General features: G+C 69.4%; 19 protein-coding genes. 4 read left to right on the top strand and 15 right to left on the bottom strand.

Annotated features, from left to right (window positions below; translation table 11 throughout):
- Positions 1-12: 12 nt before the first annotated feature.
- Both SGCZBJ_RS03560 and SGCZBJ_RS03565 read right to left on the bottom strand, forming a co-directional pair.
- Positions 13-693: a GNAT family N-acetyltransferase gene (locus SGCZBJ_RS03560; protein ID WP_240621405.1), complete on the bottom strand. Its 681-nt coding sequence runs from the start codon at positions 691-693 to the stop codon at positions 13-15.
- The gene (locus SGCZBJ_RS03565) at positions 690-1,304 is read right to left on the bottom strand and encodes a TetR/AcrR family transcriptional regulator (RefSeq protein ID WP_101716652.1); all 615 of its coding nucleotides are present in this window, start codon (positions 1,302-1,304) and stop codon (positions 690-692) included. The genes SGCZBJ_RS03560 and SGCZBJ_RS03565 overlap by 4 nt, the downstream gene beginning before the upstream one ends.
- Positions 1,305-1,398: 94 nt before the next feature.
- Here SGCZBJ_RS03565 and SGCZBJ_RS03570 point away from each other — a divergent pair, with 94 nt between their 5' ends.
- A complete protein-coding gene (locus SGCZBJ_RS03570) occupies positions 1,399-2,664 on the top strand; it encodes an MFS transporter (protein WP_101716653.1) in 1,266 nt (421 codons plus the stop codon).
- 237 nt (positions 2,665-2,901) lie between these two features.
- On the opposite strand, the gene SGCZBJ_RS03575 is transcribed toward SGCZBJ_RS03570, so the two are convergent.
- The 4 genes from SGCZBJ_RS03575 to SGCZBJ_RS03590 form a co-directional block, all read right to left on the bottom strand.
- The gene (locus SGCZBJ_RS03575) at positions 2,902-3,108 is read right to left on the bottom strand and encodes a DUF3126 family protein (protein ID WP_101711814.1); all 207 of its coding nucleotides are present in this window, start codon (positions 3,106-3,108) and stop codon (positions 2,902-2,904) included.
- A gap of 106 nt (positions 3,109-3,214) precedes the next feature.
- Entirely contained in the window at positions 3,215-4,126 is a 912-nt protein-coding gene (locus SGCZBJ_RS03580; protein ID WP_101716654.1) for a LysR substrate-binding domain-containing protein, read from the bottom strand.
- Between the two features lie 234 nt (positions 4,127-4,360).
- Entirely contained in the window at positions 4,361-5,191 is an 831-nt protein-coding gene (gene cysE / locus SGCZBJ_RS03585) for a serine O-acetyltransferase (RefSeq protein ID WP_101716655.1), read from the bottom strand.
- 72 nt (positions 5,192-5,263) lie between these two features.
- A complete protein-coding gene (locus tag SGCZBJ_RS03590; protein WP_101716656.1) occupies positions 5,264-5,875 on the bottom strand; it encodes an NUDIX domain-containing protein in 612 nt (203 codons plus the stop codon).
- A 77-nt stretch (positions 5,876-5,952) separates the two neighbouring features.
- Between SGCZBJ_RS03590 and SGCZBJ_RS03595 the strand changes: the two genes are divergently transcribed.
- A complete protein-coding gene (locus tag SGCZBJ_RS03595) occupies positions 5,953-6,567 on the top strand; it encodes a nitroreductase family protein (protein ID WP_101716657.1) in 615 nt (204 codons plus the stop codon).
- A 113-nt stretch (positions 6,568-6,680) separates the two neighbouring features.
- On the opposite strand, the gene queF is transcribed toward SGCZBJ_RS03595, so the two are convergent.
- Complete coding sequence (gene queF / locus SGCZBJ_RS03600; RefSeq protein ID WP_101716658.1) at positions 6,681-7,136, bottom strand: preQ(1) synthase; 456 nt, start codon at positions 7,134-7,136, stop codon at positions 6,681-6,683.
- Positions 7,137-7,204: 68 nt separating this feature from the next.
- On the opposite strand from queF, the gene SGCZBJ_RS03605 reads away from it, so the two are divergent.
- Together SGCZBJ_RS03605 and SGCZBJ_RS03610 are read left to right on the top strand one after the other, a co-directional pair.
- The gene (locus SGCZBJ_RS03605; RefSeq protein ID WP_165799228.1) at positions 7,205-8,026 is read left to right on the top strand and encodes an SDR family NAD(P)-dependent oxidoreductase; all 822 of its coding nucleotides are present in this window, start codon (positions 7,205-7,207) and stop codon (positions 8,024-8,026) included.
- Between the two features lie 248 nt (positions 8,027-8,274).
- The gene (locus SGCZBJ_RS03610; protein WP_101716660.1) at positions 8,275-8,967 is read left to right on the top strand and encodes a TorF family putative porin; all 693 of its coding nucleotides are present in this window, start codon (positions 8,275-8,277) and stop codon (positions 8,965-8,967) included.
- A 79-nt stretch (positions 8,968-9,046) separates the two neighbouring features.
- Here SGCZBJ_RS03610 and SGCZBJ_RS03615 read toward each other — a convergent pair whose 3' ends face one another.
- The 8 genes from SGCZBJ_RS03615 to map all read right to left on the bottom strand — a co-directional run bounded on the left by SGCZBJ_RS03615 (position 9,047) and on the right by map (position 17,874).
- Positions 9,047-9,700, bottom strand: a complete 654-nt coding sequence (locus SGCZBJ_RS03615; RefSeq protein WP_276308921.1) for a cysteine hydrolase family protein — start codon at positions 9,698-9,700, stop codon at positions 9,047-9,049.
- Positions 9,697-10,758, bottom strand: a complete 1,062-nt coding sequence (locus SGCZBJ_RS03620; protein WP_101716661.1) for an LLM class flavin-dependent oxidoreductase — start codon at positions 10,756-10,758, stop codon at positions 9,697-9,699. Before SGCZBJ_RS03620 ends, SGCZBJ_RS03615 begins: the two co-directional genes overlap by 4 nt.
- 78 nt (positions 10,759-10,836) lie before the next feature.
- Complete coding sequence (locus SGCZBJ_RS03625) at positions 10,837-12,126, bottom strand: MFS transporter (protein WP_101716662.1); 1,290 nt, start codon at positions 12,124-12,126, stop codon at positions 10,837-10,839.
- Entirely contained in the window at positions 12,126-14,495 is a 2,370-nt protein-coding gene (locus SGCZBJ_RS03630; RefSeq protein WP_101716663.1) for a TonB-dependent siderophore receptor, read from the bottom strand. Before SGCZBJ_RS03630 ends, SGCZBJ_RS03625 begins: the two co-directional genes overlap by 1 nt.
- 157 nt (positions 14,496-14,652) lie before the next feature.
- Complete coding sequence (locus tag SGCZBJ_RS03635) at positions 14,653-15,327, bottom strand: RES family NAD+ phosphorylase (RefSeq protein ID WP_101716664.1); 675 nt, start codon at positions 15,325-15,327, stop codon at positions 14,653-14,655.
- Positions 15,324-15,848: an MbcA/ParS/Xre antitoxin family protein gene (locus SGCZBJ_RS03640; RefSeq protein ID WP_205685311.1), complete on the bottom strand. Its 525-nt coding sequence runs from the start codon at positions 15,846-15,848 to the stop codon at positions 15,324-15,326. Before SGCZBJ_RS03640 ends, SGCZBJ_RS03635 begins: the two co-directional genes overlap by 4 nt.
- Before the next feature lie 198 nt (positions 15,849-16,046).
- Complete coding sequence (locus SGCZBJ_RS03645) at positions 16,047-16,739, bottom strand: GntR family transcriptional regulator (protein WP_101716665.1); 693 nt, start codon at positions 16,737-16,739, stop codon at positions 16,047-16,049.
- A gap of 304 nt (positions 16,740-17,043) precedes the next feature.
- Complete coding sequence (gene map / locus SGCZBJ_RS03650; RefSeq protein WP_101716666.1) at positions 17,044-17,874, bottom strand: type I methionyl aminopeptidase; 831 nt, start codon at positions 17,872-17,874, stop codon at positions 17,044-17,046.
- Positions 17,875-17,974 lie beyond the last annotated feature (100 nt).

Raw genomic sequence — 17,974 nt, forward strand, 5'->3', positions numbered from 1 at the left:
GCGAAGTCGGACCTATTCTGGCGCCAGCACCGTGAACCAGACGTCCGCCCGGCGCTGAAAGCCCAGCGCCTGGTAGAGCGCGTTGGCGCCGGCGTTGTCGGCGTAGCTGTGCAGGAACGGCGTCTCGCCCCGCGCCAGGATCGCGCCGGCCACGTGCGCCATCAGGCCGGCGGCGTAGCCCTGGCCGCGAAAGTCGGGCCGGGTGCAGACGCCGCTGACCTCGGTGAAGCCGTCTGGCCGCATCCGCTCGCCGGCCATGGCCGCCAGCTCGCCCCCGACCTTCACGCCGACGAACGCCCCCAGCTCGTGGGTGCGCGTAAAGAACGGGCCGGGCTTGGTCAGGGTCGCCAGGGCCAGCATCTCGCCTGCGTCGGCGTCGGTCAGGGCGACGATCTCGAAGTCGACGGGCTTCAGCGGCGTGATCGTGTTCGCCGCCATCTGCCAGCATAGGGCGCTGGACCTCACGCTCGTTCCGGGAACGGGCGGCGGTGGGGACAGCTCGACGAGACCTGACGGGCCGTGCTCGCGCACCAACTCGCCCAGCGCCGCCAGGTTTTCCGGCGTATCCTCGGCGACGGCGGCGAACAGGCCGAAATCGGGATCCATCCGCAGGGCCCCGTCCCGCGCGATCGCCAGATGCGACAGACGACCGGTCAGGCTGGACCAGACGGGACGATCCAGAGGGTGGCTCACGGGCAGTAGGCCGCGATCAGGGCCTTCATCGCCCCCACCACCGCCAGGGCCGGCTTGTCATCGTCGTCGAACATCTGGCTGGAGGTGAACACGCCCTCGATCAGCAGCATCATCGCATCGCCCAGGGCCTTGGGATCCGACGCCCCCATGGCCTGCGCCTTGGCCCGCAGGCGATCGCGCAGGTCCTGCTTGTGCGCCTGCGACACGGCCCGGCCGGCATGGCCGCGATCGGGATACTCGACGACGGCGTTGCTCAGCGCGCAGCCGCGATAGTCGGCCCCGCCCGAACGCGCCGCCAGGCCTTCGAAATAGGCGACCATCTGGGCCTTGGGATCATCCGGAAAGGCGTCCTCGGCCGACTTGAAGCGGTCCCAGAAGCCCTCCTCCACCTCGCGCAGCACCGCGGCGACCAGGTCGTCCTTGGACTTGAAGCTGCGATAGAGGCTGGGCTTGGTCACGCCGGCCTTGCTGACGATCTCGTCGACGCCCACGGCCCGGATGCCCTCGCGGTAGAACAGGTCGCGGGCCGTCTCGAAGATCTTCTCGGCCGCGCGCGGGCCCGGCCCGTAGGGCTGGAGATGCAGGGGGGCGTCGGCGTCGGTTTTCGTCATAGCTCAGAAGGCCTCTTGACGATGTTACTAACCGGTACGTACAACGCCATCAAGACCCGTACCGATCGGTTACATTTTCCGCGAGGAAGCCAGCATGGCGACGATCCGACGCCCCTTCGGCCGAAACTACGCCTTCGTGGTGGCCGGCGTGACCTTCCTGGCCCTGCTGGCCGCCGCCGGCCTGCGGGCCGCGCCGGGCGTGCTGATCCTGCCGCTGGAAAAGAGCTTCGGCTGGGACCGGGGCGCGATCTCGCTGGCCGCCGCTATCGGCATCTTCCTCTACGGCCTGACCGGTCCCTTCGCCGCGGCGCTGATGCAATCGTTCGGCGTACGCAAGACGGTGAGCCTGGCCCTCGTGCTGATGGCCGTCTCGACGGGGCTTTCGGCCTTCATGACCCAGACCTGGCACTATGTGGCCACCTGGGGCGTGCTGGCGGGCTTCGGCAGCGGGGCGGTGGCCATGGTGCTGGGCGCGACCATCGTCAATCGCTGGTTCGTCGAGCGGCGCGGCTTGATGCTGGGCCTGCTGACCGCCGCCACCGCCACCGGCTCGCTGATCTTCCTGCCGGCCATGGCCTTCATCGCCGAGCACGGCGGCTGGCGTCCCGTGGTGCTGACCGTGGCCGCCGTCGCCGCCGTCATGGCCCCTATCGCCTGGCTGCTGATCCCCGAGCGCCCCTCCGACATCGGCCACAAGCCGTTCGGCGCGGGCGAGGACTGGGAGGAGCCGCCGCGGGGCTCGGCCTCCAACGCCCTGGCCGGCGCCTTCGGGGCCCTGGCGCGGGCCAGCAAGACCCGCACCTTCTGGCTGCTGTTCCTGGGCTTCTTCATCTGCGGCCTGACCACCAACGGCCTGATCGGCGTGCACATGATCGCCTTCTGCGGCGACCGGGGCATGCCCGAGGTCCGCGCCGCCGGGCTGCTGGCCCTGATGGGCCTTTTCGACCTCTTCGGCACGACGGCGTCGGGCTGGCTGACCGACCGCTACGACCCGCGCAAGCTGCTCTTCGTCTATTACGCCCTGCGGGGCCTCTCGCTGATCTACCTGCCCTATTCGGACTTCTCGATCGTCAGCCTGTCGGTGTTCGCGGTGTTCTACGGCCTGGACTGGATCGCCACCGTGCCGCCGACCGCGCGCCTGGCCACCCAGGCCTTCGGCGACCGCGACGGCCCGATCGTGTTCGGCTGGATCGCCGCTGGCCACCAGCTCGGCGCAGCCACGGCCGCCGTCGGCGCGGGCATGATCCGCGCCGCCCAGGGCCAGTACGTCCAGGCCTTCGTCCTGGCGGGCATGGCCGGCCTCATTGCGGCCGGCGCCTCGCTGTTGATCCGCCGCGAGGTCAAGGCGATGGCGGCCTAGCCGCCGCCCTCTCCCTTTACTCCCGTCATTCCCGCCCTTGTGGCGGGAAACCCTCTATCAGCCGCAAGTGCGAGGGAGGCGGATCGCCAGCGATCCGCTTGCGTCTCACAAGAAGGCGGGACCAAGGGGTTCCCGCCACAAGGGCGGGAATGACGAGCGGTTTGGGATTGGCCCAAACGAAAACGGCCGCCCCGGAGAAACCGGAGCGGCCGCTTCCTGCCTGAACAGGCGAAAGGCTTAGTCGAGGTCTTCGGCCAGGATGGCCATCTCGAACATGTACGAGCCGTCCTCATCCTCGTCCTGGAAGACGACGCCGATGAACTCGCCCTTCACTTCGACCTCGGCCGAGTCCTTTTGCTTCGGACGGGCCTTCACGGCGATGTGCGGGTTGCCGAAGGTGCGCTTCAGGTGGGCTTCGAGCTTGGCGATGGCGGCGGCGTCCACGGGGGGCTCCTGATCTCGTTGGTGGTCTTTCGCCCCCGTGGGGCGGAATGGCGGGAAACTAGAGGTCCACGGCGCAAAGTGTAAGGCCTTTTGCGCGGGCGCCCGATCAGGTCTGTTGAGAAAACGGCGGCGGCGACGCGGCTCGCCCCTGCTCGACCAGCCAGTCGCGGAACCGCCGGGCCCCGCGCGAGGCTCCGGCGAGGGGCGTCAGCGCGCACAGCAGGGTGGGCTCTGGAACCATGCCTAGCGGCGCGACCAGCCGGCCGGCCGCCAGGTCGCGCTCGACGAAGGCGTGCGGAACCATGGCCACGCCCAGCCCCGCCGCCGCGGCCTCGATCATGTAGAAATAGTGGTCGAACTCGCGCACCAGCCCGGCCGGCGGCAAGGCGACGCCCGCACGGACCGCCCACTGGTCCCAGCCGTGCAGGAAGGTGCGGGTATGCAGGCGCGGCATGGACAGAAGGCCCTCCACGCTGGACGCCTTCGCCGCCAGGTCCGGCGCCACGACCGGACCGACGTGGGTGTCGAGAAACGCCGTCGCCTCCCCGTCCGGCGACGGCGGACCGTCGGGGTCGCGCATGCGGATGGCCAGGTCGATCCCATCGGCGCGGAAGTCGAACGGACCGTTGGACTCGGCCACCCGCACCGGCGTGTCGGGAAAACGCTCCAGGAAATCGGGCAGGCGCGGGATCAGCCACTTCATGGCGAAGGTCGGCAGGCACGACACCACGGTCGGCCGGGGCTCGTCCTCGGGCGGCCGCGGCACGGACTCCTCGAGAATGTCGAAGGCCCGTGTCAGGCCCTGGGCCAGCTTCAGCCCCTCCTCGGTCATGGTCAGGCGGTTACGCGGTCCCTCGGTCAAGGCGACGCCGAGATGGTCCTCAAGCTGGCGGACCTGACGGCTAACCGCGCCGTGGGTGACGCACAACTCGTCGGCGGCCAGGGTCATGCGGCCGCGCCGGCCGAAAGCCTCGAAGGCGCGCAGGGCGTTCAGCGGCGGCAGCGGACGTCGAGCCATGTGACGAAACCTCACAGACCTCGACCGATAAGTCGTTAGCTGCGCCAGGGCAACCGCCGGATAAATGACGCATGGACAGACAGCGGAAAATCACGCCGGCCCAATGGGCGGCGGTCGCGGCGCTGTGGGCGCTGGCGGCCTACGGGATCCTGGGCGGGAAACCGACGGCGAGGCTGGAGACGGCGCGGCTCGTGGCTTGCCTCCCCCACCCCTAGAATGCCCGCGAAAGCCCCCTCAGATCACGTAGTCGTACACCACGTCGGCCAGGGTGTGGTCCATGGTCCGGGCCGGCTCTTCGCAGGTGGGGCAGTTGACGATGCGGGCCGGCACGCCGGCGGCGGTGCAATGAGCCGGGATCGGCTTGAGCACCACCGAACCGGAGGCCACCTTGGCGTAGTCGCCGATCTGGATGTTGCCCAGCACCTTGGCGCCGGCGCCCAGCAGCACGCCCTTGCCGATCTTGGGATGGCGGTCGCCGCGCTCGGCGCCGGTGCCGCCCAGGGTCACGCCGTGCAGCATCGAGACGTCGTCGCCGACCACCGCCGTCTCGCCGATGACGATGCCGGTGCCGTGGTCGATGAACACGCCCGCGCCGACGCGCGAGGCCGGGTGGATGTCGACCTGGAAGACCTCGCTGGCCCGGCTCTGCAGATAGAAGGCCAAGGTCTCGCGGTTATTCTCCCACAGCCAGTGCGAGACGCGGTGGGTCTGCAGGGCCAGGAAGCCCTTGAAGAACAGGAACGGCTGGACATAGCCCTTGGTGGCCGGGTCGCGCTCGAACACCGCGCGCAGGTCGGCCTCGGCGGCGGCCACCAGGGCCGGATCGCTCTCGAAGGCCTCGGCGGCGAACTCGCGGGCGGTCATGGCCCGCATCTCCTGGTCGCCCAGCTTGCGGGCCAGCTGGAAGGTCAGGGCGTCGGCCAGGTTGTCGTGGCTGAGGATGACGGCGTTGAGCAGCGAGGCCAGGGCCGGCTCGGCCTTGGCGGCGTGTTCGGCCTGGTTTCGCAGCGCGGCCCAGACGGGCGGCGCGGCCTTATCGGTCACGACTTCAAGAGGCTTGGCCACGGGGCTCTCCCTTCCCAGCGGTGACTAGAGCATATTTATTCAAAACGCTCCAGCCGAACAGGCGACGCGCAACTACCGGCGCAGGACCAGTGCGGCCAGATCGGCCGGCAGCTCGCCCACGACCGCCATATGGTGCACTCGGAGCAGTAACGCCACCGTCAACGAGTCGGGCATCCGCCCTGTGATCGCCGCTTCCAGCGCATCGGCGAACGGAACCCTGGCCACGGCGAGGTCCTCGGTGTCGTCCGGCTCGGCCTTGGTGGGCGACAGGTCCATGGCCAGAAAGCCGTAGGCGACCTCGTCGCTGATCGAGTTCGAGAGCTCCATGGTCAGGATCGGTCGCCAGTCGGCGGCGACCAGCCCGACCTCCTCGGCCAACTCGCGCTTGGCGCCGTCCAGCGGATCCTCGCCCATCGGCGCTCCGCCCTCGGGGATCTCCCAGCTGTAGTTGCCGCGCGGAAAGCGGGCCTGCCCCACCAGGGTGACCGTGCCGTCGGCGTGCAGGGGCACGACGCCGATCGCCTGGTTCTTGAAGCTGACCTTGCCGTACAGCGCCGGGCTTCCGGTCGGGGCGATCGCCTGATACTCGGTCACGCCGATCCAGGGATTGTCGTAGACCACCTTGGCGCTGGTGACGCCCCAGGCCTCGCCATGCGGTTTCAGCCAGGCGAATTTCTCGGACATGCGAACGGCTCGCGACTTGTGCCGGCCGAGGCTCGGCCATAGGTGACGTGCCTGTAGCGCGCTTTCAGGAGATCGTCTTGGCCGGTTCCATTCCCCCCGCCCCCGAATTCGGCGAACCGATCGCGATCGAGGCGGCGCCCGAGGTCCTGAACTTCCTGGCGCGCCGGCGCTCGGCCTCGGCGATGGCGCTGCACGCGCCGGGCCCCAGCGAGGACGAGCTTGCCGACCTCCTGCGCCTGGCCGCGCGCGTGCCCGATCACGGAAAGCTTTCTCCCTGGCGGTTCGTGATCCTGCGCGGCGAGGCCAAGGCCGCCTTCGCAGCCAGGATCGCGCCGCTGGCCGCCGACCAGGCCAACCCGACCAAGGCCACGGCCGCCATGCGCAAGCTGACGACCCCGCCCCTGGCCATCGCCGTGATCTCTCGACCCGTGCCGCATGAAGTGCCCGAATGGGAGCAGGTGATGAGCGCCGGCGCGGTCTGCACCCAGCTGCTGCTGGCCGCCTCGGCCATGGGCTACGGCGCCAACTGGATCACCGACTGGTACAGCTTCGACCAGCGGGCGCTCGACATCCTCGGCGTGGCCGGCAACGAGAAGGTCGCCGGCTTCCTCTACATCGGCACGTCGGCGGAGCAGCCACAGGAACGCGTGCGGCCGGATATCGCGGCGATCACGAGTGAGTGGGCGGATTAAGACCCCCTCCGGCCCTCCGGGCCACCTCCCCCAAAGGGGGAGGATCTATTCCGCAGATGCTCCCCCTCTGGGGGAGCTGTCGCAAAGCGACTGAGGGGGTCGCCGCAGGCGGCTCACCCCCGGCCGCGGTAGGGGGCCACGCCCTGGTCGGGCACCCACAGGCCTTCCGGCGCGGGGCCGGTCTGCCAGAAGACGTCGATCGGGATGCCGCCGCGCGGGTACCAGTAGCCGCCGATGCGCAGCCAGCGGGGCTTGGCGACCTCGACGATCTTGCGGGCCACCTTGACCGTGCAGTCCTCGTGGAACGAGCCGTGGTTGCGGAAGCTGGTCAGGTAGAGCTTCAGCGATTTGCTCTCGATCAGCCAGTCGCCCGGCGCGTAGTCGATGACGAGGTGGGCGAAGTCGGGCTGGCCCGTCACCGGGCACAGCGAGGTGAATTCGGGCGCCACGAAGCGCGCCAGGTACAGCACGTCGTTCTGCGGGTTCGGCACGGCCTCGAGCACGGCCTCTTCCGGGCTGGCGGGAGCGGCGACGGTCTGGCCCAGCTGGGTCACGGAAAGTTCGGTCATGGCGGCGATTTAGGCCCGCGCCCCCGGCGAGACAAGCGCCGGCGCCCTCGCTACGGTGTCGCAAACACTTGTTTGGGAGAGAAACGATGACCGGACGCGACTTCGACGGCTTCACGGTGGTGGTCACGGGCGCCTCGACGGGCCTGGGCCGGGCGATCGCGGTCGAGACCGCCCGCCGGGGCGCGGGCCTGGTCGTCGTCAACTTCGCCCGCAGCGCGCAGGAGGCCGAGGAGACCGCCCGCCAGGTCGAGGCCCTGGGCGCCAAGGCCGTGCTGGCCCAGGGCGACGTCGCCGACGACGCCGATTGCCGGAAGATCGTCGAGGCCGCCGCGCCGTCGGGCCGCATCGACGCGCTGTTCAACAACGCCGGCATGACCAAGTTCGCCCCGCAGCACGGCGATCTCGACGCGGTGAACGCCGAGGACTTCCTCAAGCTCTATTCGGTCAACGTGGTCGGAGCGTTCCAGATGGTCCGCGCCGCCCGGACCCTTCTCGAGGCCGCGCCGCGTCCAGGCGCCGTGGTCAACACCAGCTCGATCGCGGGTGTCATGGGTAACGGCTCGTCGGTGCCCTACGCGGCCTCGAAGGGCGCCATGACGACAATGACCCTGTCGCTGGCCCGCGCCCTGGCCCCGAAGATCCGCGTCAACGCCATCTGCCCCGGCTTCATCGACACCCCGTGGTTCGGCAAGGCCATGGACGAGGATCGCGTCGCCCGCCTGCGGGCCGGAGCCGCCGCCGCCACGCCGCTGCAAGTCGCCTCCACCGCCGAAGACGTCGCCGGGGCCGCGGTGTTCCTGGCCTCGCCCGCCGCGCGCCACGTCACCGGCGAGACCCTGCTCGTCGACGCCGGCCTGCATCTGGGCGCCGCGACCTTGTCGATGCGCTGAAGCCGCAGGCAAACGCCGATCGACAACTTCACGACAACTGTGGCCAATCGGCCGAACATGCAGCAATTGCGCCACAGTTGCCTAGGTTTTGAGCGATCCATGTTCTTATTGCTGGCGCTGTGCCCCCGCTGATTGCAACTAAAGCATGGCCCGCGGTTAATCCCGGCTTGTGAAGGAACGCGCTTGCAGGCGCCGCACAAGTTGGGACCACACTCCCGGCGGGCTACACAAAAAAGGGGATAACACGGATGAAGATCTTCAAGCTCGCGCTGGCCGCCGCCACCGCCTCGGTCGCCCTCGGCGGCGCCGCGATGGCTCAGGAAGTCAGCCTCTCGTACAATGTCGGCGTCGCCAGCGACTACGTGTTCCGCGGCGTCAGCCAGACCATGGAAGACCCGCAAGTGTTCGGCGGCGTCGACCTCGGCTACGGCGTCGGCTACGCTGGCGTGTGGGCTTCGAACGTCGATTTCGGCACCGATGACCCGAGCGTGGAAGTCGACTTCTACGCCGGCGTGAAGCCGACCGTCGGCGACGTGTCGATGGACTTCGGCGTGCTCTACTACGGCTACTCGAAGGACAAGGGCCTGACCCCCGGCAAGTACAGCTACACCGAGCTGAAGGCCGCCGTGTCGAAGCCGTTCGGCAAGGCCACCCTCGGCGGCGCCGTCTACTTCTCGCCGGAATGGCCGGGCGACCTGTCGACCGCCGTCTACTACGAAGCCAACGGCTCGATCCCGCTGAACGACAAGTTCTCGCTGAGCGGCGCCCTGGGCAAGCAGACCATCGAAGACGGTGCGGACTACACCACTTGGAACCTCGGCGTCGCCTACGCCGTGACCGACAAGCTCGCGCTCGACGTCCGCTACTGGGACACCAGCGAACATGACTTCGGCAGCATCTACGACTCGCGCGTCGCCGTGTCGCTGAAGGCTTCCTTCTAAGCCAAGGCCCCTCGGGACCAACGAACGAGCTGCCCGGGTCAGCCCCGGGCGGCTTTTTCTTTGCCCGAACGCGCGCCGGCTAGCGCCCGGCCCAGGCCGCCTCGATCTCGGGTGTGTCGACCAGCAGGGCGAAGGACAGGCCCAGGCTTTTCAGCGCGCCCTCGTGCAGGTCGGGCTCATAGGCCGCGCAGGCGTCGCCGGCGACGAAGACGTGGTAGTCGCGATGGAAGGCGTCACGCACCGTGCTGTCGACGCAGCACTCGGTGGTCAGGCCGCAGACCACCAGCGTATCCACGCCCCGCGCGCGCAGCCGCGCGTCGAGATCCGTGCCCACGAAGGCGCTGTAGCGCGGCTTGCGGATCACCAGTTCGCCCGGCTCAGGCAGGGGGCCGTGGAAGTCGGCGCCGCGCGTCCCCTCGCGACAGATCACCCGCTCGATCTCGGGATCGCCGCCGCGCCGGCGCATGCGCTCCAGCACCACAGGCGGATCGGTGTCGGGCGTGGTCTCCAGGCCGACGAACACCACCGGAGCACCGGCCGCCCGCGCCGCGGCCGCCAGCCGCTGGGCCTGCTCCAGCGCCGCGGCGGCGGCCGAAAGATCGACCCCGAACCGGCCGATGACGCCGTCGGGCGCGGCGAAGTCCACCTGCATGTCAACGATCACCAGCGCCGTCCGCGACGGGGCGATCCAAGCAGCCAGGCCGTCCTGCGCGATGATCGGCGTCGCGTTCACGGATAGGCCTCTCGCAGGCCGGGCAGGATCTCGGCGCCGAACATCGTAAGCCCGGCCTCGTAGTCGGGAAAGATCAGCATCAGCCCGTCCAGCTCGCAGGTTTCGACCAGGTCGCGGATCTTGGCGCCGCAGGTCGCCGGCGCACCGATCACGGTGCGGGTCATGAACGCCCCTTGGCGCGCGGCGGTTTCGGCCAGGCGCTCGGGCGGCACGCCCCAGTTCGACAACATGGTGGTCACCGCGCCCATGTCCACCCCGTCGCGATAGCGATCGGCCAGGTCTTGCGCCTGCGCGTCGGTATCGGCGTGGACCACGGTGCACATGGCGTAGGTGCGGATGGCCTTGCCCAGCTCGGCCGCCCGCGCCTTGGCCCGCCGGCTGGCGTCGCGCAGCGCGGCCTCGTCCTCGCCGCCGATGAAGCAGGCGTCGGCCTCGGCCACGGCGAAGGCGAAGCCGCGCTCGGAGACGCCGGCGCAGATCAGGTCCGGGCGTGGCTGCGAGAGCGGCTTGGGCTTGGACTGACAGTCGTTGAGCGTGAAGAATCGCCCGTCGTGGCTGACGCTGTCCTCGGTCCACAGACGCTTGACCAGCCGCGTCCACTCCTCGGCCAGGGCGTAGCGGTCGTCATGATCGAGGCCGTCGTCCCAGGCGCCCATCTGGGCGAACTCGTCGCGATAGGCCCCGGCGACGATGTTGAGGCCGGCGCGACCGCCGCTGATGTGGTCCAGGGTGGAAATTAGCTTGGCGGCCACGGCCGGGTTCTGAAGCAGCGGATGCAGCGTGGCCCAGATCTTCACGCGGCTGGTCGCCTCGGCCAGGGCGGCCATCAGGGTCACCGACTCCAGGGCCGCGCCCCAGTGGTCGGTGTGGCCGCCGAAGCCCCGGAACTTGGCCATCGACATCACGAAGTCGAGGCCGATCTGGTCGGCCAGCACGGCGGCGGCGCGGTTCTGCGGATAGAGGCCGTCGAGCGGCGGCGTCGTGCTGGAGACGATCCAACCGCCATTGGCCACGGGCAGGAAGACGCCGAACTCCTTGCGCCCGCCGTCGTACCCCATCGTCGCCTCCACGCCCGCTCGCTCAACTTCGAGTCAGGCGCGACCATAGACCAAAAGGGCGACGGCGCGAGGCCGGCCTCAGGCGTCGGCGGCGGCCCCGGCTTCGACCTCCGCCGCTGCGGCGCGCGGCTTGGGCGGACGCATCAGCAAGACGGCCACAAACACCACCGCCGTCAGGGCGGCGAACAGCTGGAAGGTCGGGGTGAAGCTGCCCAAGCGGTCGCGCATGAAGCCGCCGACGAACGGCCCGGCCGCCGACACCGCGCCCACCAGGCAGACCAGCGAGAACAGCTCGACGTTGTTGCGACGGCCGAAATAGTTCAGCAGCAGCAGGCTGACGGCCAGCACGGTCAGGCCAAAGCCCAGGCCCACGCCCACGGCGTAGAGGATCTGCAGCGGCAGGGTGGCGGCGTGCGCCAGGGCCAGCAGGCCCGCGACCAGCAGCCCCTGGGCCAGCACCAGCAGCCAGCGCGGGTCGATGCGGTCGCCCACCGCGCCGCCGGCCATGCGGGCGGCGACCTGCATCAGGCCCTCGGCGCTGAGCGCGCCGGCCGCGACGACGCCGGCCACGCCCAGTTCGGTGAGGTGAGCCTGGGTCAGGCTGGCGGCCGTGACCCCGGCCAGCAGGTGGCTGAAATAGGCCGCCACCAGTATGGCGAACTGCGGCGTGCGCACCGCGTCGCGGACGCTCCAGTCGTGGTCGGTGCGATAGACGCGCGGATGGGCGGGCGCGGCCTTGGCCTCGGCGGCGGTCAGGCGGTCCATGCCCCGGCCGGCCTCCTCCAGCCACTTCGGCCCGCCGACGACGGCGGCGCACAGCAGGCCCAACAGGCCGATGACCACCGCCTGCAGCGCCCAGTAAATCCGCCATTGGCCGTCGAACGCGCCCTGGCTGGCCAGCACCAGCAGCGGGCCGGCGACGCCGCCCAGGGCGCCGCTGGTGAAGTAGACGCCGAACGGCAAGGCCCGCTGGCGGAAGATCGCCGACAGCACATGGGTGCCGGGAATGAGGGCGGCGGCCTGGAAGCCGATCCCCAGGAGGGCCGTGGCCAGGAAATAGGCCGGCAGGCTCTGCACCTTGGCCAGCAGGGCCAGGCCCGCGGCCATCACGGCCGCGCCCGCCACCAGCGTCGCCCGCACGCCCCAGCGGCGGATCAGGAGGGTCGGCAGCCAGGACGAGGCGCCGGTGGCCACGCCCATGACGGTGAAGCCCAGGAACGCGTTCTGCCAGCTCCAGCCCAGCTCCGGGACCATGGCCGGGATCATCACGCCCAGCGACGAATAGGTCGCCGCCGTGATCAGGAACAGCAGCAGGGAAAAGGCGCCCAGCAGCAGCCAGGGGCGGTGCTGGATCTGGTGGTTCGTCATCAGAAGCGCCTTGCGAGGGTGATCCGCCACTCGCGCCCCTTGCCGGGCAGGGCGGCGAGGTTGGCGTAGGTGTCGGCGACGGGCGTGAAATAGAGCTCGTCCAGCAGGTTATCGACGTTGAGCGTCGCGGTGTAGGGGCCCTGCTCATAGGCCAGCGAGCCGTTGACCACGCCATAGGCCGGATAGACCACCGCGCCGGGGACCGTACCCGAGGTCTTGGTCACGTGGGTCACGCCCAGGGTTCCGTAGAGCTTGCCCCAGTCGTGCTGGTCCGAGGCGTAGGCGCCGTACAGGCTGACCACCGATTTCGGGATCAGGGTGTAGTCGTAGTCGCCCGGCCGGATGCTGGCGAAGCTCCACACCACGTACGATCCGCCATAGCCCTGCGCGCCGCTGACGCCGGCCGTATAGGTCGGCACATACTGGAACGAGGTGTCGGGACCCTTGACCGTGGTGCGCTGCGTGTTGCCCGAGAAGGTGAAGCTGAAGTGCTCGCTGGCCAGCCAGCGGACCTCCAGCTCCACGCCCTTCGAGCGCGTGCCGGCGGGATCGCCGTTGATGCCCATCAGCTGGGTGCGGTTCTGGCGATAGCCGGCCAGCGAGCCGATCAGCGCGCCCTTCAGCCACTGGAACTTCACGCCCGCCTCGGCCAGGTCGCTGTCCGACAGCCAGGCGTCGCCGGCGTCGGCCACCAGGCCCGGATTGACGTCGCCGGCCTGGCTCATCTCCAGCGCGCTGGCCTTGGCGTACGACACGTAGGGCATAAGGCCGAAGGGCGCCTTGTAGGTGAAGCTGGCCGTATAGGTTCCCTTGCCCTTGGCGGCGTGCTGCTTGCCCGGCGTCGTGAAGCTCAGCGAGCCGGTGTCCTCCGAGGTGACGTCATAGTCGTCATAGCGGCCACCCAGCATCAGGTTCAGCCGCTCGCCGACCTTGATGTCGGTGGTGAAGAAGATCCCGGCTTGGGTCCACTTGGTGCGGTTGTCGTTTTCCCAGGTCATCGACGGATCGGTGAACGGGCTGCCGATCAGGTCGGTGGCGGTCTGGCCCACCGACAGGTCGCGGCGGTCCAGCGCGATCAGGCCGCTGTTGTAGCTCTCGCGCCGGCGGCCCTTGAACGATCGGTACGAGGCGCCGACGAACGAGCGGGCGACCACGGCGTCGTCGAGGAAGCGGTTGGCGAACTCATAGGTCGCGCGGGCCTCCCAGACCTTGCTGTCGAAACGTGCGGGATAGCCGTAGGAGACGAAGCGCTTGTTCTCCAGGTCGTCGTAGAACAGTTGCAGCTTGATCGCGCTGTCGGGCGACAGCTCCTTGGCGATGTCGAAATAGAGGGTGTTGGTCGCCGTCTTCGAGAAGTCCGACGCCGAGATGTAGACCGTGCGCGGCGACAGCTTGGTGTTCCCGACGCCGACATCCAGGGTGTGGGCAGCGTCGGTGGACGGGAAGCCGTAATAGGGCAGGTACAGCGCCCCGCCGATCTCGTTTGGCGTCAGTCGACCGTTGCCGTCGGCGTCGACCAGGCTCGTATCCCGGCCGGTGACGTAGGTGCGGGTGTCGATCAGGTCCTGGGTCAGGCGGTTCCAGCCCGGCGTCTGAACATCGCCCTTCGAGCGGTAGAGCATGCCGCCGATTGCGGTGCTCCAGCCGTCGCCCAGGTCGAAGTCGGACGACACCTGCAAGGTCTGCCGACGCGGATAGATGCCGCGATAGTAGCTGTGGCTGTCCTCGACCTCGCCATAGACATGGACCCCGCCGACCACGTCGCCGAAATTGGCGGGCAGGCCGATCTGGGCCGTGGCGTTCTTGCGATTGTAGCTGCCGAAGGCAGCGGTCAGCTCGCCCTCGGGCGCGGTCAGGTAGCCGCCCTCGCCCTTTCCGGACTTGGGGATGAAGTTCAGCATGCCGCCGACCTTGCCCGAGCCGTAGATCGGGGTCGGCGGGCCTCGCACGATCTGGATCTGGTCGGCGGCCCCGATCGGCGTCGAATAGGTGCCGCGGTTCTCGATCCGCTTGAAGCCGCGGAAGTAGTTCTCGGCCAGGGTGCCGCGGATGTTGAGCGCCCCGGGCACGCCATAGAAGCTGGCGGTGTAGGCGCCCGGCGAGACCGCCGTCAGGCCGTCGATGGTCTCGATGCCGTAGCGTTGCAGCGTCAGGTCCGACACGAAGCTGGCCGAGCGCGGCGTCTCGATCAGCGGCTTGTCCAGGCCGAAGACGGTGTCGTTGGGCTGCTTTTCCAGGAGGCCGGCGTTGCGGTCGCGGGCGACCACCACCACCGCGTCGACCTCGGCCTGCTGGTCGTCGGCATGCGCGGCCGAGACGGCGAAGACGCCCAGGGCGGCGGTGGCGAGCAGGACGAGGCGGCGAGACATGCGAGCGGGCTCCGAAAAGCGGGACCACGGCCCCGCCTCGCCGCACCAAATGGGGATGACTTGACGTTCGTCAAAATCTCTTCTGACATTTTAGGATGGATTGCCAGGGCCTGTGTCGGGAAAGCCTCACAGTTGGCGGGATGTTCCGTCTCGCCGCTCAGGCCGCGAGCCGCTTGGCCTCGATCCGACGCGAGGCGGCCTGCACCCGCAGTTCGTAGTGGTCGCCCTGCGTCACGTCTTGAACGTTGCGAGGGCGATGGGCGGCGACATTGACGCCGCCCGCATGGCGCAGGCTGTCGAACAGGATTCCCGCCCCGCCCGATGCGCGCACCGCTTCGCCCAGCCCCTGGCCGGCGGCGTAATCGTCGCTGGCGTAGACCTGGGGCCGCGCCGCCTGCCGGCCGCGGATGTCGAGATAGTCGCCCTCGAGCCGCGCGGTGTAGGCTCGGTACTGGCGGCTGATCGTCGCCGCGCCGATGGCGACCGCCTCGCGGCGCAGGTGGTGGGCGACCTCGGCCACGGCCGTCGCCAGGTGTTCGGCGGCGTACCAGGCGCCGAGGTCGGGGCCGTTGAAGCGCATGCCGCCCGGCGCCACGTGCAGGAACGACGCCATGACGATGCTGGCGTTGGGCCGGCCGTAGACCCGCTCCTCCATCGGCAGGCGGGCGATGCGCTCGGCGACCAGCCGGTCGTTGGTCCAGCCGGAAAGCTCCATCACCGCGTCGAGGTCAGCCGCCGTCGCCACGGTGTCGAACAGGCCGATCGGCGGAAACCGCGACGGGATCAGGCGAAAGGCCGGCCGGGGCGCGGGGGCGTGGGGCTCGTCGTTCACGAGAAGACGATCTCGGCGTCTTCGTAGGGGCGGAAGTCTCGGTCGAGATCGCCCGGCGGCATGTAGAGCCCGCCCCGCGCGGCGTCGAGGAAGCGTCGCAGGCTGACCAGGCCGTCCTGGGTTCCGCAGGTCAGAAGCTGCATCGGCGCGCGGCCGCCGAACAGCGGCGCGGCATGGGGCGTCCGCAGCCAGGCGATCCCCTCGCGCTCGCCGGCGTGCAGCACGCCCAGGGCCTGGTGCACGCCCAGCACCGCCGAGATGCGGGTCAGCATGTCGAGGTCGAGGGTGATGTCGCGATGCTCCCGCACCGCCTTGATCCAGTTGTAGTAGGTCGAGCGCGACGGCAGTCCCAGCACCAGCAGGCGCTCGTCCTCGGTCAGCCCCCACAGGTCGGCGATCGACAGGAAGGTGCGAAGGCCGGGGCCGCTTAGCCGCCGGCGGTTGGCGGGCGAGAACCGCGACAGGTCCAGCACGCCCGGACCGGCGGCGACCTCGACGGGTTTGCGCTTGGCGTTCGACATGCGGACCTCCATCCAGATCCACATATAGTCTAAATCTGGACTTTATGGAAGGACGTGCGAGAAGGCCCCCTTCCCCCTCGATGGGGGAAGGGCTGGGGATGGGTGTGGCTACGACGGTTCAGGCAAGCGCGCGACGGCCAACGCCGCACCACCCCCACCCAACCCTCCCCCATCAAGGGGAGGGCCAAGGCAAAGGCGCTAAGCCTCGACCGGCGGCCGCTGCACGGCCTCGGGCGTCACGCTCAACACCCGCATCATGGCGGCCTTGGAAGCCTCGACGTCGCCGCTGGCGATGACGTCGGCGACCTCGCGGTGCTGCTCGATGTCGGCCATCAGTTCGGCCTCGGTGGCCCCGCCGAACGAAAACACCCAGAAGCGGGCGGCCTTGTGCTGCAAGGGGATCAGTATGCGGGCCAGGGCGAGGTTGCCCGAGGCGCGGGCGACGGCGGCGTGGAAGCGCTGGTCCATGGCCACCAGGGCCGGCAGGTCACGGGCCTTGGCGGCGGCTTCGGCGTCGTCGAACACGGCCTTGATGGCGGCGATGTCGGCCTTGGAGGCGTGGCGGGCGGCCAGGCCCGCGCAGTGCGGCTCGATCAGGGCCCGGGCCTCGTAACCCTGGCGCAGGTCGACGAGATCCAGCGGCGCCACCGTGGTGCCCGAGCGGGCGCGGCGGATCACCAGCCCCTCCAGAGCCAGGCGGCCCAGGGCGTCGCGCACCCCGGCCAGACCCGCACCGTAGCGGGCGGCCAGCGACTGCTCGTCCAGACGCGCGCCCGGCGGCAGCTCGCCCAGGATCAGGTCGAGCAGGATCTTCTCGTAGACCTTGGCCTTCTGCAGGTCAGGCGACCAGTCCTCCAGGCCCGATGAGGAGCAGACGTCCAGCACCAGCATGCGCGAGCGCGCGCCGCCACCAGCGACGTTGTAGGGGGCGTCGTCAGGGGCCCGAGGGGGCGAAGGCTGGCGCACGAAACCGCTCCGAAGGTTGTCCTCGGACTGATAGGTAGGCTGAAATGTCAGTTTCGCCTAGTGGCTTCGCGCCCGTAAGGGGTTGGGCCGGGGGGCGTCTGCGAGCCGAAAGGCGACGGGGCGAAACCTCGCCCTTCGACAGGCTCAGGGTGAGGTTTTCCAGCCCTGGGGCCGTCCATGATCCTCATCCTGAGCTTGTCGAAGGACGAGGATCACGCACCGAAAGCAGTCAGGCGCCCTGCATCGGCGGCTGGAACAGGCCGGTGGGCGAGGCCGTGAAGATCTCGCAGCCGTCTTCCGTCACGCCGATCGAGTGCTCGCACTGGGCCGACAGCGACTTGTCTCGGGTCACGGCGGTCCAGCCGTCGCCCAGCACCTTCACCGCCGGCTTGCCCAGGTTCACCATCGGCTCGACGGTGAAGAACATGCCGGCCTTCAGCACCGCGCCCTGACCGGGACGGCCGAAGTGCAGGATGTTGGGGGCGTCGTGGAACACCTTGCCCAGGCCGTGGCCGCAGAAGTCGCGCACGACGCTGCAACGCTGGGCCTCGACATAGGACTGGATGGCGTGGCCGATGTCGCCCAGGGTCGCGCCGGGCTTCACGGCCGCCAGGCCGCGGGCCAGGCTTTCATAGGTGATGTCCACGAGGCGACGGGCGCGCGGGCCGACCTCGCCCACGCCGTACATGCGCGAGGTGTCGCCGTGCCAGCCGTCGACGATGACGGTGACGTCGATATTGGCGATGTCGCCCTCGCGCAGGGTCCAGTCGCCCGGGATGCCATGGCAGACCACGTGGTTGCGCGAGATGCAGACCGTCTTGGGATAGCCGCGATAGAACAGGCAGGCCGGCAGGGCGCCGTGGTCGAGGATGAACTCGCGGGCCAGCGCGTCGAGATGATCCGTCGACACGCCGGGCACGACGTGCGGGATCAGCATGTCAAGGCACTCGGCGGCGAGGCGACCGGCCTTGCGCATGCCCTCGAAGTCTTCGGGCTTGTGGATCTTGATCTGGCCCGTGCGGGTCTCGGTCTCGATCTCGAAGGCGTCGTCGAGGGTCATGGGCGTTCAATCTCAAACGGGGCGCGACCACGAAGGCGCGCCGGAAACACTGGATGCCGGTCGGGCTTATGTCGCGACCATAGCATGAAATTTCAACTGG

It is taken from the genome of Caulobacter zeae, from assembly GCF_002858925.1.
In the GTDB taxonomy this organism is placed as follows: domain Bacteria; phylum Pseudomonadota; class Alphaproteobacteria; order Caulobacterales; family Caulobacteraceae; genus Caulobacter; species Caulobacter zeae.

What these genes read in the sequence shown, in the direction of transcription:
- SGCZBJ_RS03565 (WP_101716652.1), bottom strand. Translation starts at nt 1,304, where the DNA reads ATGACGAAAACCGACGCCGACGCCCCCCTGCATCTCCAGCCCTACGGG.
- SGCZBJ_RS03570 (WP_101716653.1), top strand. Translation starts at nt 1,399, where the DNA reads ATGGCGACGATCCGACGCCCCTTCGGCCGAAACTACGCCTTCGTGGTG.
- SGCZBJ_RS03580 (WP_101716654.1), bottom strand. Translation starts at nt 4,126, where the DNA reads ATGGCTCGACGTCCGCTGCCGCCGCTGAACGCCCTGCGCGCCTTCGAG.
- SGCZBJ_RS03590 (WP_101716656.1), bottom strand. Translation starts at nt 5,875, where the DNA reads ATGTCCGAGAAATTCGCCTGGCTGAAACCGCATGGCGAGGCCTGGGGC.
- queF (WP_101716658.1), bottom strand. Translation starts at nt 7,136, where the DNA reads ATGACCGAACTTTCCGTGACCCAGCTGGGCCAGACCGTCGCCGCTCCC.
- SGCZBJ_RS03610 (WP_101716660.1), top strand. Translation starts at nt 8,275, where the DNA reads ATGAAGATCTTCAAGCTCGCGCTGGCCGCCGCCACCGCCTCGGTCGCC.
- SGCZBJ_RS03620 (WP_101716661.1), bottom strand. Translation starts at nt 10,758, where the DNA reads ATGGGGTACGACGGCGGGCGCAAGGAGTTCGGCGTCTTCCTGCCCGTG.
- SGCZBJ_RS03625 (WP_101716662.1), bottom strand. Translation starts at nt 12,126, where the DNA reads ATGACGAACCACCAGATCCAGCACCGCCCCTGGCTGCTGCTGGGCGCC.
- SGCZBJ_RS03630 (WP_101716663.1), bottom strand. Translation starts at nt 14,495, where the DNA reads ATGTCTCGCCGCCTCGTCCTGCTCGCCACCGCCGCCCTGGGCGTCTTC.
- SGCZBJ_RS03640 (WP_205685311.1), bottom strand. Translation starts at nt 15,848, where the DNA reads ATGTCGAACGCCAAGCGCAAACCCGTCGAGGTCGCCGCCGGTCCGGGC.
- SGCZBJ_RS03645 (WP_101716665.1), bottom strand. Translation starts at nt 16,739, where the DNA reads ATGCTGGTGCTGGACGTCTGCTCCTCATCGGGCCTGGAGGACTGGTCG.
- map (WP_101716666.1), bottom strand. Translation starts at nt 17,874, where the DNA reads ATGACCCTCGACGACGCCTTCGAGATCGAGACCGAGACCCGCACGGGC.